This window comes from Burkholderia lata (assembly GCF_000012945.1).
GTDB lineage: Bacteria > Pseudomonadota > Gammaproteobacteria > Burkholderiales > Burkholderiaceae > Burkholderia > Burkholderia lata.
Genome location: NC_007511.1, coordinates 1,543,249 through 1,557,919, shown reverse-complemented (window position 1 = coordinate 1,557,919; position 14,671 = coordinate 1,543,249). Strand labels below are relative to the sequence as shown.

Annotated in this window: 13 protein-coding genes; 8 read left to right on the top strand and 5 right to left on the bottom strand. The window is 66.8% G+C overall.

What is annotated here, in order from left to right:
- Nucleotides 1-120 precede the first annotated feature (120 nt).
- Entirely contained in the window at nt 121-1,017 is an 897-nt protein-coding gene (locus BCEP18194_RS29615) for a LysR family transcriptional regulator (RefSeq protein WP_041493555.1), read from the bottom strand.
- Between the two features lie 320 nt (nt 1,018-1,337).
- On the opposite strand from BCEP18194_RS29615, the gene BCEP18194_RS29610 reads away from it, so the two are divergent.
- Nucleotides 1,338-2,186, top strand: a complete 849-nt coding sequence (locus BCEP18194_RS29610) for a sulfite exporter TauE/SafE family protein (RefSeq protein ID WP_011354971.1) — start codon at nt 1,338-1,340, stop codon at nt 2,184-2,186.
- 378 nt (nt 2,187-2,564) lie between these two features.
- Here BCEP18194_RS29610 and BCEP18194_RS29605 read toward each other — a convergent pair whose 3' ends face one another.
- Nucleotides 2,565-3,506: a LysR substrate-binding domain-containing protein gene (locus tag BCEP18194_RS29605; RefSeq protein ID WP_011354969.1), complete on the bottom strand. Its 942-nt coding sequence runs from the start codon at nt 3,504-3,506 to the stop codon at nt 2,565-2,567.
- Nucleotides 3,507-3,615: 109 nt separating this feature from the next.
- On the opposite strand from BCEP18194_RS29605, the gene BCEP18194_RS29600 reads away from it, so the two are divergent.
- The 3 genes from BCEP18194_RS29600 (at nt 3,616) to BCEP18194_RS29590 (ending at nt 5,833) form a co-directional block, all read left to right on the top strand.
- Nucleotides 3,616-4,941, top strand: coding sequence for a D-serine ammonia-lyase (locus BCEP18194_RS29600; protein WP_041493278.1), 1,326 nt, complete (start codon nt 3,616-3,618; stop codon nt 4,939-4,941).
- 53 nt (nt 4,942-4,994) lie between these two features.
- Nucleotides 4,995-5,249, top strand: coding sequence for a hypothetical protein (locus BCEP18194_RS29595; protein ID WP_027791787.1), 255 nt, complete (start codon nt 4,995-4,997; stop codon nt 5,247-5,249).
- A gap of 284 nt (nt 5,250-5,533) precedes the next feature.
- Entirely contained in the window at nt 5,534-5,833 is a 300-nt protein-coding gene (locus tag BCEP18194_RS29590; protein ID WP_011354966.1) for a DUF4148 domain-containing protein, read from the top strand.
- 99 nt (nt 5,834-5,932) lie between these two features.
- On the opposite strand, the gene BCEP18194_RS29585 is transcribed toward BCEP18194_RS29590, so the two are convergent.
- The 3 genes from BCEP18194_RS29585 to BCEP18194_RS29575 all read right to left on the bottom strand — a co-directional run bounded on the left by BCEP18194_RS29585 (nt 5,933) and on the right by BCEP18194_RS29575 (nt 9,743).
- The gene (locus BCEP18194_RS29585) at nt 5,933-7,729 is read right to left on the bottom strand and encodes a GGDEF domain-containing protein (RefSeq protein WP_011354965.1); all 1,797 of its coding nucleotides are present in this window, start codon (nt 7,727-7,729) and stop codon (nt 5,933-5,935) included.
- Nucleotides 7,726-8,859, bottom strand: a complete 1,134-nt coding sequence (locus BCEP18194_RS29580; protein WP_011354964.1) for an extracellular solute-binding protein — start codon at nt 8,857-8,859, stop codon at nt 7,726-7,728. The genes BCEP18194_RS29585 and BCEP18194_RS29580 overlap by 4 nt, the downstream gene beginning before the upstream one ends.
- Before the next feature lie 161 nt (nt 8,860-9,020).
- On the bottom strand, nt 9,021-9,743 hold the full coding sequence (locus BCEP18194_RS29575; protein WP_011354963.1) for a FadR/GntR family transcriptional regulator: 723 nt from the start codon (nt 9,741-9,743) through the stop codon (nt 9,021-9,023).
- A gap of 269 nt (nt 9,744-10,012) precedes the next feature.
- Here BCEP18194_RS29575 and uxuA point away from each other — a divergent pair, with 269 nt between their 5' ends.
- From uxuA to BCEP18194_RS29555, 4 genes are all read left to right on the top strand, one after another.
- Nucleotides 10,013-11,077: a mannonate dehydratase gene (gene uxuA / locus BCEP18194_RS29570; RefSeq protein ID WP_208860727.1), complete on the top strand. Its 1,065-nt coding sequence runs from the start codon at nt 10,013-10,015 to the stop codon at nt 11,075-11,077.
- A gap of 71 nt (nt 11,078-11,148) precedes the next feature.
- The gene (locus tag BCEP18194_RS29565; protein ID WP_011354961.1) at nt 11,149-12,459 is read left to right on the top strand and encodes an MFS transporter; all 1,311 of its coding nucleotides are present in this window, start codon (nt 11,149-11,151) and stop codon (nt 12,457-12,459) included.
- A gap of 129 nt (nt 12,460-12,588) precedes the next feature.
- On the top strand, nt 12,589-14,022 hold the full coding sequence (locus tag BCEP18194_RS29560; RefSeq protein ID WP_011354960.1) for a PLP-dependent aminotransferase family protein: 1,434 nt from the start codon (nt 12,589-12,591) through the stop codon (nt 14,020-14,022).
- Between the two features lie 101 nt (nt 14,023-14,123).
- A complete protein-coding gene (locus BCEP18194_RS29555; RefSeq protein WP_011354959.1) occupies nt 14,124-14,519 on the top strand; it encodes a hypothetical protein in 396 nt (131 codons plus the stop codon).
- Nucleotides 14,520-14,671 lie beyond the last annotated feature (152 nt).

Genomic DNA, 14,671 nt, shown 5'->3' with positions numbered 1-14,671 from the left:
AATCTCCTTCGGGGCGAAGCGGTCAGGGGCAAGTTCGAACAATGTATTGCATCTCGAACGCCATCGGCATGAATAAACTGCAAGCCGCCCATGAGCGCTTTTCATCGCACCGGCCGCTCGTTACCGGCTCTTTCTCGCCCGTGCGTGGATCGCCTTCCCCGCCTTTGCGCGTTGCGCGTCGACGAGCCGCACGAACTCATCTGCGACCGCGTTGCCGGCCGTATTCCACGACAACCGCACCGAGCGATGCAGCCTGGGCGACAGTTCCAGCACGCGGCCGCCGAACGGCGTGTACGTGAGCGTGATGCGCGGCACGATCGACACGCCCATGCCGGCCTCGGCCATCGACAGAATGGTGCGCATCTCGACCACGTTGAACGCGGCCCGCAGCGGCACGGCGCTGCGCGCGAAGTAATCCGCGATCACCGGCCCGCATCCTGCCTTCGAGAAAATGAACGGCGCCGCGGACAATTGCTTCGCCGATACGCTCTTGCGGCCGGCGAACATGCCGTCCGCCGCCACCGCGACAAAGTCCTCGTCGAGCAGCGGCAGATTGTGCGCGAACGTCTTCGCGCCGGCCACCACGCCGACATCGGCCGTGCCGTCGTCGATCCACCCTTCGACTTCGCTGTCCGTGCCTTCGAGCAGCACCGCCGACACGCCCTGGTGCATCTCCTTCAACGCCTCGAGCGCCGGGACGACGAACGCCAGCGACACGCTCGGCAGCGACGCGACCACCAGCTTCCCTTCTAGCTTGCCGCGCGACAGGCTGAACTGCTGGCGCAACAGCTGTGCTTCCCGCACCACGTTCTGGACGTACGGCCACAGGCGTTCGCCCGCCGCCGTCAGGACGACCGGCTGCCGGTCGCGCCAGAGTAGCTTGACCTCCGTGATGTCTTCCAGCTCGGTCAGTGCATGACTGATCGCGGATTGACTGCGGCTCAACCGATCAGCCGCAGCCGTGAGCGAGCCGAGTTCGACCACGGCCGCCAGGGCCTGCAACTGGGCAAGCGTCATCGACACCTCCTTGTTCAAGGATATGAATACCGTACATGAGACGGCAAACCATCGTGAATTATATTGAACTGCCGAAATGGTCACGCCGACGCTTCCGGTGCGCACCGCGGCCGGCGCCGAATGTCCTTCGCAACGCTCAGGTAAGATGCATCCTCGAACCGCCTATCGATTGCCTGCGGCCCCGGCCGCACAACGGCGCGGCGCCACACGATCGACTTCCGGTTCAAGCCAATCCAGAACAAATGCGTGCAAGACACACGCGACCGCCACGTGCGCCATCGACCGCGCTCGCTGCCGGATATGCCGCGACATGCCATTCCATGATGCATTTCAATCTGACTGAAGGTGTGCTGGTCTCCAGCCTGCAGGGGCTCAGCGCGTTCGACCTGGCCGGTATCGCCATTGCGCTGCTGCTGGGCGGCATGGCCAAGGGGATCACGGGCATCGGCGTGCCGCTGATCGCGATGCCGATACTCAGCCAGTTCCTGCCGATCCGGCATGCGGTGCTGCTGCTGTCGATGCCGATCATCCTGGGCAACATTCCGCAGGCGCTGGAGGGCGGCCAGTTGCTGGCGACGGCACGCAAGATCGCCGCGCCGATCGCGGGCACCGTGATCGGCAATATCGTTGGCGTCGCGATCCTGCTGTCGCTCAATCCGGGGCACGCGCAAGCGGCGTCGGGCGCACTGCTGATCGTGGCTGCGGCGCTGATGCTCGCCGCACCGAAACTCAACCTGCCGGATGCATGGCAAAAACCTGTCGGCTTCGCGCTCGGCTTCGGTGCGGCGCTGATGGAGAGCATCGCGTCGGTTCCCGGCCCGCTGCTCGCCACTTACCTGATTTCGTCCGGCGCAACCGGACGCGTCTTCACGAAGCAGATCGCGATCATCCTCGTGGTATCGATCGTCACGCTGATCACGACGTTCAGCGGCGCCGCACATGCGAGCGGCGCCGACCTCGCGATCTCGGCGGCGGCCAGCCTGCCGGCCATTGCCGGCATGTGGCTCGTTCGTCCGCTGCGGGACAAGATGTCGCCCCGCCTCTTCAGGATGGTCGTGCTGCTGTTCGTGCTCGTCGCGGCGTCGCAGATGATCTGGAAATCGGGTGTGTTCCGCCACGGCGGATCGCACGTTACCCAGATGGACAACGCGCACACGGGCAAGCACTAAGAGATGGCGCAAAGCCATCGATCGCGCATGCGTTCTGAAAGCTGCGAAGCGTAGTATTCGCGGACCCGGCGTATCGCCCTGCCCGACGGCGCGGACGATACGTCACCGACTTTGCTGCTCGCGCGCTGATGCCCACATCGGCGCTGCCGCGCTTTCAGAGGCATGAAATGGAAACCTACGTGTTGCTCGGCTGCGGATTCGGCCTCGGCCTGTTGATCGCCATCTGGGGCATCTGGCAACTCAAGTAACGCTTGCCAGCCCCGTCCACGCGCAAGCAATCCGTATGGAGACGGACGGGAAATTGTAGTTTGCGTCCGTCTACGTCACCTGCCTCCTTCGCACTCCGATTCATCTATCCGGCCGCATAAACGACCCGCGTCAGCCTCCGCCCGAAAGCAAATGCGAGCGCGCCGCATCGAAGCGCGCGCACTCGGCCTTGAGCCAGTCCGAAAACACTGCGGTACGCGGATCGTCGGGATTGCGTGACAACAGCATGTAGCGCGCCGGCGCACGCACGTGCGTGCCGAAGACATCCACGAGCCGCCCGCTCGCGATCTCGTCATGGACCAGCGCGGCGCGCCCCATCGCGACACCCTGATGGTTCAGCGCGGCCGTGATTGCCAGGCTGGAAAAATTGAACTGCGGGCCGTCAAGTTGCGCCATCCATGCCGGACGGACTTCGTCCAGCCACGTGCGCCACTCCACGAATTCGGGCGCGCCGCCCCACGGCGCGGCGTCGTGCAGCAGGACGACGCCGTCCAGCGATTCCCCGCTGGCAAAGGCCGGATGCTGCGCCAGATACGCCGGCGTGGCGACCGGAAACAGAATTTCGTCGAGGATCGCCTCGGCATGCAGCCGATCGTATTGCACCGGGTCGTAGCGCACCGCGACGTCGATGTCGTCGTTCTCCATCGCCTGACGATCCAGTACCTGAAACTCGGCCTTCACGCGAACCGGCACGTTCGGTTGTTGCCGGTGAAATTCGGACAGGCGCGGCATCAGCCATTGCAGCGCGAGCGACGGCAGGCAGCTGACCTGCAGCGGGGCGTCCGACACGCCGAGCGCCTGAAGCGTGCGATTGATGTCGACGAGCGCGCTCGACATCGTCCCGAGCAAGATCTCGCCCTTCTCGGTCAACTTCAGCCCGCGCGCCTGGCGCACGAACAGCGGATAACCGAGCCGGTCCTCCAGGTTCCGGATCTGCTGGCTCACGGCGCTTTGCGTCAGGTTGAACGCCTGTGCCGTCTTCGTGAAGCTCAGCAACCGGCCGGCCGTTTCAAAGCAGTGCAACGCACCCAGGATCGAACCGTCGAGTCGCATAGATATAAGTCAGGCTAATGCATTCATTAGAAATCGGCGCTTTTGCGCAGGCTTCCCGGATCGTAGCATTCCGGCCAGCACTCTCGTTTATCCGATGCGATACCGATCCATGACTGTCACACTCCAGCCCGCCGATCTATTAGCCAGACTGCAATCCCGCCACCCGCTGCTGTGGTTGAATCCCCATGCCGGCAGCCCGTTGCCGCACGACGCGCCGGGGCCCGGCGCCATTGCGACGGCCGAAGCGCGGCTGGCGCGCTGCGAACCGCTGATGGCCGAGCTGTTTCCCGAACTCGCGACGAGCGCGGGAAAAATCGAATCGCCGCTGATGCCGGCAGACAACCTGCAGCGCACGCTGTCGCTCCCGGCGGACACACACGGCGCGTGGTTCATCAAGCGCGACGACGCGTTGCCGATCGCCGGCTCGATCAAGGCGCGCGGCGGCTTTCATGAAGTGCTCGCGCTCGCCGAGTCGATCGCGATCGAACACGGGTTGCTCGAACCCGCGGGTGACCGCCGGATCCTCGCGTCGGCCGCCGCACGCGAACGGTTTGCCGCGCACACCGTCATCGTCGGCAGCACCGGCAATCTCGGCCTGAGCATCGGCGTGATGGCCTCCGCGCTGGGGTTCGAGTCGGTCGTTCACATGTCGACCGATGCAAAGCCGTGGAAGAAGGCGCGCCTGAGACAACGCGGCGTTCGCGTGATCGAACATGACGGCGACTACGCGCAAGCCGTCGCAGCCGGTCGCGCGCAGGCACGCAATCAGCCGCGCAGCCACTTCGTCGACGACGAAGGCTCGCTGATGCTGTTCCTCGGCTACGCGGCCAGCGCCCGGCATCTCGCCGCGCAGCTCGCCGAGGCGGGCCGCCGCGTGGACGCGACGCATCCGCTCTTCGTCCATATTCCGTGCGGCGTCGGCGGCGCGCCGGGCGGCATCGCGCATGGCCTCAAGGCGCTGTTCGGCGAGCACGTGCATTGCTTCTTCGCCGAGCCCGTCGCGTCGCCATGCATGCTGGTCCAGCTGGCCGCCGGCCTCGGGAAGCCTGTATCCGTCTACGACGTGGGACTCGACAACCGGACCGAGGCCGACGGCCTGGCCGTCGCGCAGGCATCGCACCTCGTCAGTCCGCTGATGGCGTCCCTGCTGTCGGGTGTCTTCACCGTCAGCGACGCGCAGCTCTACGCGCAGTTGCTTGCGGTTCAACACGCGACGGGCGTGGAACTCGAGCCGTCGGCCGCCGCGGCCGTCGGCGGTCCCGGCTGGCTGACGCGGTCCCCGGCCGGCCGCGACTACGTGCATCGTCACGCGATCGACCTGCGGCAGTCGACGCACGTCATCTGGGCGACGGGGGGCTCGCTCGTGCCGCCGGAGGAACATCGCCGCTTTCAGTCTCATGCGAAAGCGCTCGCCGGTGCCGCTGCCGGCACGTGACGCGTCGGGGCCAGTGTCCAGCCTCGTTCCCGAAGACGCGTTAGACTGTCTCGATGGAACAATGCCGTTATTGCCAGAGAATCCGCGATGAATGGGATTGCCACGGTGACGAATGCCGCCGGGCAATCGCCAAGGCGCTGCGTCGGCAGCGCGCGGGCCTGCCCATGGTGCCCGATCGCATCCGCAACGAACTCCCGTCCGGCGCGCCGACCCAGCAGGTGATCGCCGTGCTGTCGCGCCAGCGCCTGCGCGCGCGCCGCGGCAACGAGGAGCGACGGGAGCGCAAGGAAATCGACGACGACGTCTGATCCGGCAGCGTCGCAGCCCGTCTCCGCCTCCTCTCCGCCCAGCCCCCGCCGCCGGGCGCCCCCTTCGTGCACGCCATCCGCGCCACGCGCATCCGCCCCGTCTCTCTTGCACATCCGGCAATGTCGAATAGGGACAGAAGGCGTTTATCTCGAAATTATTGCCCAGGTTGCAACGATCTTTCGCCGAAACTCACGTTTACCCTAGGTCGACCGGCGCCTACGATGTAATCAACCGCTTACGACATGGTGTCGAACGCGGAAAGCCAAAAACATCGGAGGTCATCATGAAATCGCTCGTTTCCGCAGTCGTTGCCGCTGTCGCCCTGTCCGCCTCGTTCGGCGCATTCGCTCAAAGCACCGTGACCCGCGCCCAAGTGCGCAACGAACTGGTTCAACTCGAAAGCGCCGGCTACAAGCCGAGCCAGTCGAGCCCGTACTACCCGGCCGACATCCAGGCCGCGCAAGCCCGCGTGCATGGCGCCGACAACAGCGGCTACGGTGCGCAACCGGCCGCGACCGTCCAGGGTGGCGCACCGGCCGTCAAGGTGCAAAACCCGCGCGACTCGATCTACTTCGGCCACTAAGCCCGCCGCTGCGCGTCTTCGCGCGCAGTCCGCAAACGCAACGAGCCCGTCGCAAGACGGGCTCGTTGCGTTTGCATCGCGCGTATCAGCGGCCGGCCGTCACCGGCTGCCGCCCGACGCGATACGGCCGGCCGCTTCGTCCGTCCCGCTGTCGGTGCCGGTAACACTCCCGTTGCCGACCAGTTCCTGATAGCGCACGAACGCGCGCTGGGCGGACGCCTTCGCCGCGTACATCGCCGCGTCGGCCTTGACGAGCAATTCCTCGGCCGATGCGCCGTCAGCCGGAAACTCGCTGACGCCGATGCTCGCGCCCACCGCCACGCGCCGGTCGCCGAACTCCAGTTCCTCCGCCATCACGAGCTGGATGCGCGACGCGACGTCGCCGATCACCGCCGGTGAGCGCACGTCCGCAATCAGCACGATGAATTCGTCGCCGCCGAGCCGCGCGACCATGTCGCCGCCGCGCAGCACGAGGCTCAGCCGCTTGGCGACCGCCACGAGCGTGCGGTCGCCGGCCGAGTGCCCGTGCTGGTCGTTGATCTGCTTGAAGCGGTCGAGATCGACGAACATCACGGCCAGCCCTTCGTGCATCGCGGCCGCACGCCGGATCGCGGTATCGAGATGCTCCATGAACAGCAGGCGGTTCGGCAGCTCGGTCAGCGCATCGTGGCCGGCGAGGTGCGTGAGCTCCAGTTGCTTCGCACGCAGCATCGCGACCTGCGTGCGGATCTCGACACGCATGCTGTCGAAACAGCGCGCGAGCACGCCGATCTCGTCGGCACGCCCGACCGGCAACTGCTCGGCGACCGGATCGTCGAACACGTGCGTCGCGGCGCGTGCGAGCGTCTGCAGCGGCCGCGTGATCGCGCGCGCGAACAGGATCGCGAGGATCACCGCCATCAAGCTCGACACGAGCACCATCCGGACGATCCGTTCGCCGAGCATGCCGGCCGGCGCCAGCACATCCGCCAGCGGGCGCCCCATCCCGAGCACGACGAAGCGGTTGCCCTCGTCATGCCCGAACGGCGTGCGCGCGAACGCGAACATCTGCCCCGATGCTGCAGCGGGATCGGTCAGGCCATTGAGGGTAACGTTTGCGCGCGCGCTGTCGAACAGCGCGCGTGTGGCGGCGAAACGATCCTGCATCAGCACGCGCCGGCCGCGATCGAAGCCGAACGTCTGCGACGGATCGGGGTGCACGAGGAAATCGCCCCATTCGTTCGCGAGATACACCGCATAGTCTTCCGGCAAATCGCGTTCGAGCCGCTCGAACACGCGCGACAGCTCGACATCGACGACGAGTGCGCCAACCGTCCGGCCCGACGTGTCGACGACCGGCGTGCCCACGCGCAGGATCGGCAGCCCTTCGGCCGCGTGCGACCCCGTCTCGTGGTTGATCACGATCGGCGACAGGTAGATATGACCGGGCGCCGTCGCGAGCGTATCGAATACATAGGAAAACTGTCCTTTCTCCTGGAACGCACTGTCCGGCAATACGACGATGCCGTGTGCGTCGCGATCGACGCGGATGCGTTCGAGCCCGAAATCCCCGCTCGCAATCAACCGGATCTGCAGGTACTCCGGGTGATTTCTCATGAAGCTGAAGAACACCTGCTCGAGCCGCGCGCGTGGCGCGCCATCGCGGTTGTCGCCGCCCGAGACCGGCGCACACGACGGCAACTGCGCGAGCACGAGCGCATCGTCCGCGACGTCGGACAGCGCCGTGGTGAAGCGCTGCCCCAGCAGTTGCGTCGACATCAGCAGGCTGTGCTGCGCTTCCTGCACGAGCATCGCGCGGTTCGCGCGATACGTGTAATAGCCGGTCGCGCCGGACGCGATCACGCCGATGCAGGCGAACAGCACCGACAGTTTCGACGTGAGCCCGAGCCGGATCATTTTCCGAACCGCTCCGGCCGGTCGCCCGACACGATGCGGCTCCACAGCGATTCGCGCCGCGCGATGTCCTCCACGGGCTGGAGCCAGACGAGATGCTGGTGCCCGGTGTCGAGGCCCGGCGACGGCGCGAGCGTATTCGCGAGACCCTGGCGTTCGGTCAGCAGCGCGCCGATCGCCGGTTCGAGCATGTAATTGATCCAGGCGAACGCGAGCTCCGGATGTTGCGCGCCGCGTGTGACGGCCCAGCAGTCGAGCCATGCGAGCGCGCCTTCGTCCGGAATCACGTAGCCGACGTCCGCGCCGGCACGTCGCAGCAGTTCGACCTGTTGCGTGCCGTAGTTGCCGAACATCAGCGCCGCACGATGCTGGACGAACAACGCGGTCGCCTCTTCAGGAAGCGTGTAGTACGTCAGCAGGTTGCGGCGCAGGTCGATCAGCTTGTGCGCGACGGCGAGCGTCTGCGCGGGCGACAGGCGAAACGGATCGGAATAGCCGAGCGCCAGCGCCGTGAACGAAAAATTGTGCTGCGCGCTGTTGAAGTCGAGCACCTTGCCGCGGTAGCGGGGATTCCACAGCTCCCGCATCGAGCGCGGCGCGGCCGGAACCTGCTTGCGGTCGTAGATCAGCCCCATCGACGAATACGTGAACGGGATCGCATACGTGGCACCCTCTTCCACGAGCCCGTCGATCGTCGCGAGTTGCTGGAAATTCGGCAACTGCCGTCGCCGGTTCGGGATGCGCGACAGGTCGATCGGCGCGAGCAGGCGTTCGTGCGCATAGCGCTGGATCTCGGCCGTGTTCGCGGCCAGCACGTCGTAAGGCGGCGGCGCCGCGCTGTGCATCCGCGTCCATAGTGCTTCGTCGGAATCGACGAACGTCACTTCGACGCGTACGTGAAATTGCGCCTCGAACGCGCTGACGACATCGCTGTCCGCATAGCCGGGCCATGCAAGCACGCGCAGCACGTTGTCGTTAACGGCTTCGGGAGAGGCGGCGAACGCAGAAGGAAGCACAGCGGCAAGTAAGCCCGCCGTCAAAATGATGAGCAGCCGGCGCACGACGACACGTACGCGCGTACGTGCGCCGATTCCCCTGATCAATCGGTCCCCGTGTGAATCGCCCGGCTGCATTCGACTGTCCTTTTTCGAGTCGATGCGATATCCCGCAACAAGACCATAAAACCTACGGTCGCGCAATTGGAAGAAGCCGTACAAGGGGGGCGCACGCGCCTGTCGTCACCGCCGCATGAACGTGACGTTACGCCGACCCGTTTCCTCTGACGGAATGCGCGTCAGCGCCACGCCTGAGTGAATTCCGCGATCACGCGCGACAGGTGTGCACGCATCGCTTCGCGTGCAGCCGTTGCATCGCGCGCCATGATCGCCGCGAAGATCCGCTGGTGATCTTCCTGCGACGCCTCGCGCAGCGCGGTCGAGTGAAAATGCTCCTCGATCTTGTCCCACAGCGGATCGCTGCGCGCGCAGTCCCACATCGCGGTGACCATGTGCAGCAGCACCGTGTTGCCGGTCGATTCCGCGATACGCAGGTGGAACTGGCGATCGGCCGCGTCGTACGCGAGCTTGTCGTCCATCTGCTCGCGCATCGTCGTCAGCGAGAAAAACAGCCGGTCGAGATCCGCATCCTTGCGTTCGGTCGCCGCGAGCGCCGCGACTTCCGCCTCGATCAGCCCGCGTGCGCGCAACGTCTCGATCGGCCCCGGGCCGCGCGGCACCTCGAACGTCACCGGCCGCGCGGCGTCGGCCGCCGATACGTAGATGCCCGAACCGATCCGCACCTCGACGATCCCCTGCACTTCGAGCGCGATGATCGCCTCGCGCACCTGCGTACGGCTCACGCCGAACTGGTCGGCCAGGCTGCGCTCGGACGGCAACCGCGCGCCCGCCTCGAACGCGCCGGCGGCCACCATCGCGTGAATCTGCCGCGCAAGGCCGATATAGGAGCGGTCCGCGGCATCGGTATCGCGGCTGGCTGGCAGGCTGGAAAGATCGGTCATCGAAAGGCTCGCAACGGGCTGGCCGGCGCCGTCGCGGCGCCGGATCGCCAAAATGGTACACCAATTCCGGTCAGCATCCGGTTCGGCGTGTTCGCCGGCACGTCCGTGCCATTCCCGCAGTGCCATGCCGGCTGGTTTCGAGCCCGACAACTGGTAAACCACTATCCCGCACAACTGGCATACCAATCATAATCCGCACACCGCAGACGGGGCCGGCGCGCTGCCGCCCGTCCGCCCGATGCATCAACCGCCAGCCAGGAGCCGCTCCAGTGAAGATGTCTTTCCGTTGGTACGGCGAGTCCGATCCGGTCTCGCTGCAATACATCCGCCAGATCCCGGGCGTCACGCATATCGTGTCCGCGATCTACGACGAACCGGTGGGCGAAGTCTGGCCCGCGCACAAGATCGATGCGCTGAAGGCGACGATCGAGCGCGCCGGCCTGCAGTTCGAAGTCGTCGAATCGGTGCCCGTCCACGAGGACATCAAGCTCGGCAAGCCGGGCCGCGACCGCCTGATCGACCACTACCGTCAGACGATTCGCCATCTCGGCGCGGCCGGCGTGCGCGTGATCTGCTACAACTTCATGCCGGTGTTCGACTGGACGCGCACCGAGCTGTCGAAGACGCTCGACGACGGCTCGACCTGCCTCGCGTTCAGCACCGACGCAGTCGACCGGATCGATCCGGACGACGGCATCGCGCTGCCGGGCTGGGATTCGAGCTACCAGCCCGAACAGTTGAAGGCCCTGCTCGCCGAATATCGCGACGTCGACGAAGCCGCGCTGTGGGCGAACCTCGAATACTTCCTGAAGGCGATCATCCCCGTCGCCGAAGAAGCCGGCGTGAAGATGGCGATCCACCCCGACGATCCGCCGCGCCCGATCTTCGGGCTGCCGCGCATCGTGAAGAACCGCGACGATCTCGCGCGAATCGTGCGCATCGTCGATACGCCCGCCAACGGGCTGACGCTGTGCTCGGGCTCGCTCGGCGCGGGCCCGCAGAACGACGTCGAGGCACTCGTGCGCGAATTCGGCGCAATGGGCCGCATCCACTTCGCGCACATCCGCAACGTGAAGGTCGACGCGAACGGCGATTTCGAGGAAACCGCCCACCTGTCGAGCTGCGGCTCGCTCGACATCGCCGCGATCGTGAAGGCGTACCACGACACCGGCTTCACCGGCTACGTGCGCCCCGACCACGGCCGCATGATCTGGGGCGAGACGGGCAAGCCCGGCTACGGCCTCTACGACCGCGCGCTCGGCGCGGTCTACCTGAACGGCCTGTGGGAAGCGCTCGCGAAATTCGACCGCACGCCGTCGCTCGCCACGCAATAACCCGCCCATCGAGGCCGCCGGCGCTGCGGATCGCCGGCGGCCCGTCACGACATTCCGCGCGGAGACACCGCATGCCACGCATCCGATGGGCCATGATCCTCATGTGCTTCCTGGCCAACGTCATCAATTTCATCGACCGCGCGAACCTCGCGATCGCGGCGCCCAGCATCCGCGCCGATCTCGGCCTCGACGCGGTCGGCATGGGCCTCGTGCTGAGCGCATTCTTCTGGACCTACGCGTTCCTGCAACTGCCGGCCGGCTGGTTCATCGACAAGGTCGGCGTGCGCGTGAGCCTCGCGCTCGCGGTCGGCTGGTGGTCTGTGTTCACCGTCGCGACGGGCGCCGCGCGCGGCCTCACGCAGCTCGTCGGCGTGCGGCTGATGCTCGGGGTCGGCGAAGCGGCCGCGATCCCGTCGTTCGCGAAGGTCGCGTTCAACTGGTTCCCTCGCAGCGAACGCGGGCTCGCGAGCAGCATCTTCGACAGCGGCTCGCGCGTCGGCTCCGCGCTGTCGCTGCCGCTCGTCGCGTGGCTGATCTCGATCGTCGGCTGGCGCGGATCATTCGTGATCACCGGCGGCATCGGCCTCGTGTGGGCACTGGCGTGGTGGTTCATCTATCGCGACCCGGAACGCTATCGCGCGATCGCGCCCGATGCCGTCGATGCACTGCTCGCGCAACGTGGCGCACCGACCGTTGCGGCCGCAACCGATGGCCCGAAGGTATCGTGGCTGGACCTGTTCCGCTACCGCACCGTGTGGGGCATGATGATCGGCCTGTTCTGCCTGAACTTCGCGATCTATTTCTTCATCACGTGGTTCCCGAGCTACCTGCTGCAGTCGCGCGGTTTCTCGCTCGCGTCGCTCGGCACGTGGGGCATGCTGCCCGCGCTGCTCGCGATTCCGGGCGGCTGGCTCGGCGGCTACGTGTCGGACAGCCTGTTCCGCCGCGGCTGGAGCGCGACCGCCGCGCGCAAGACGTGCCTCGTGCTCGGCATGCTGCTGTCTTCGTCGATCGCGCTGTCGGCGTTCGTCGAGAACGTGTGGGCCTGCCTTGGCCTGTTCGCCCTCGCGTATGCCAGCCTGTCGTTCGCCGGCGCCAACGTGTGGACGCTCGTCGGCGAAGTCGCGCCGACGCCCGCCCATGTCGCATCGCTCGGCGGCATCCAGAACTTCGCGGGCAATCTCGCGGGGATCTTCATCACGACGTTCACGGGCGTGATGCTGTCGATCACGAAGGGCTCGTTCGTCGTGCCGCTCGCGGTGGCCGGTGCGTTGTGCATAGTCGGCGCGCTGTCGTACCTGTTCATCGTCGGCAAGGTCGAGCCGTTGCCGCCGCTGCGCGACACCTCGAACCGGCAGAACATCGAGCCGAACGCGGCCTGACGCAGCAGGCAAGCGCGGCCGCCTCTCCTGCGCTTTCCTTTTCGGGCCGCGCATCGGACAATGAGCCGCGCCCGCCGGCGCGGCGCCACTCCGGCCCGCGCGTGGCGACGGCGCGCTCTGCCCTCGCCGATGAAACGCTACGAAACCCTCGCCCACACGATCGCCGACGACATCCGCAACGGCAACCTTGCCGTCGGCACGCGCCTGCCGTCGCTGCGGCAGATCATCGCGCAGCACGGCGTGAGCCAGTCGACGGTGTTTCGCGCGTACTACCTGCTCGAACAGTGGGGGCTGATCCGCGCACGCGAACGCTCGGGCTACTACGTCGCGCCGGGCGCCACGCCGGCAGCGAGCCCCGCTGCCAAGCGTCGCGCAAGCCGTGCCGGCGCCACGCGCAAGGTCGACATCAGCAGCCTCGTGTTCTCCGTGCTCGACGCGGCCACGCAACCCGGCATCGTGCCGCTCGGCTCCGCGTTCCCGTCGCCGCAACTGTTTCCGCTGCCGCGCCTCGCGAAATCGCTCGCGCAGGCCACGCGGCTCGTCAGCCCGTGGAGCACGGTCGTCGACCTGCCGCCCGGCAACGAGGCGCTGCGCCAGCAGATCGCGCGACGCTATCTCGCGACGGGCATCTCGCAGCCGATCGACGAGATCGTCGTCACGAACGGCGCGCTCGAAGCGCTGAACCTGTGCCTGATGGCCGTCACGCGGCCCGGCGACGTCGTGGCCGTCGAAGCGCCCGGCTTCTATGCGGCGCTGCAGGCGATCGAACGGCTCGACCTGCGCGCGGTCGAGATTCCCGTCGATCCGCGCACGGGCCTCGATCTCGATGCGCTCGCGAGCGCGCTCGACCGGCACGACATCCGCGCGTGCTGGTTCATGACCAACTTCCAGAATCCGACCGGCGTCACGCTGTCCGCGGAGAAAAAACGCGCGCTCGTCGAGTTGCTCGCCGCGCGCGACGTGCCGTTGATCGAGGACGACGTGTACGGCGAGCTGCACTTCGGCCCCGACTATCCGCTGCCCGCGCGCGCGTTCGATCGACATGGCCTCGTGATGCACTGCAGTTCGTTCTCGAAGACGCTCGCGCCCGGCTACCGGATCGGCTGGGCCGCCGCCGGCCGGTTCGCGGAGAAGGTGCAGCGGCTCAAGCTGATGACGACACTGTCGGCCAGCATTCCCGCGCAGGTCGGTATCGCGAACTATCTCGAGCACGGCGGCTACGATCGGCACCTGCGCAAGCTGCGCGGCGCGCTGCACACGCAGCTCGACCGGATGGACGACGCGCTGCGGCGCTGGCTGCCGGCCGGCGTCGAGTGGGTGCGGCCCGAAGGCGGCTATTTTCTGTGGCTCGCGTTTCCCGACGCGATCGACGCGATGGAACTGCATCGCCAGGCGATCGCACGCGGGATCAGCTTCGCGCCGGGGCCGCTGTTTTCGGCCGCGCACGGCTTCGAGCGTTGCGTGCGCGTGAACTTCGGCCATCCGTGGAGCCGCGACATCGAGCGCGCGATCCGCGTGCTCGGCGAGCTCGTCGCGCAGCCGTCGGTCCGCAAGGGCGATTGAACCGCACACGACGCATACGGTGCGCACGGCCTGCGTCACGGAGATGCACGCAATCCGCACGCGGGTTACAGTGCTGATCCCGCCGCCCTTCACGATTTCCGATGAGTCAACTGCCCTACCTCGATCACGACGCGCTGTTGAAGCTGACCGCTGAAGCCGCGCACGTCACGCAGTCGTGCACCTGCACGAAAACGCCGCTCACCGGATGGACGACCCTGCCGCTGTCGCTGCAGGACGCGCAACTGATCGAAGTGGCCACGCTCGCGCCGCCCGGCGAGACGGAGCCGACTTACGCCGAACATCACCCGGCCGGCACGCGCTATGCGTCGGACGACGCGCCGATCGCACTGCGCCATTTCCCGTACAACCGCTGCACCGTCAACCGCTGCCGCTCGTGCGGCCGCCTGTTCCTGCGCTACCAGGAAGGCGGCGGCTACTTCATCGACCAGCGCATCCGCGCGCTCGATCCGGCGCTCGTCGTCGACGCCGCCGCATAAACACCCGCCACGGGCATGCACGCACGCATGCCCGGCCCGCGCCGGTGTCACGCCGGCGATCTGCTGCGCCCTTTTCGTCCCCATCTGCTGCTTGTCCCGCCGCACTGCGTTCCCTACGCTGTCTCCGGTTGCCTGACACCCGTCGCAACGTC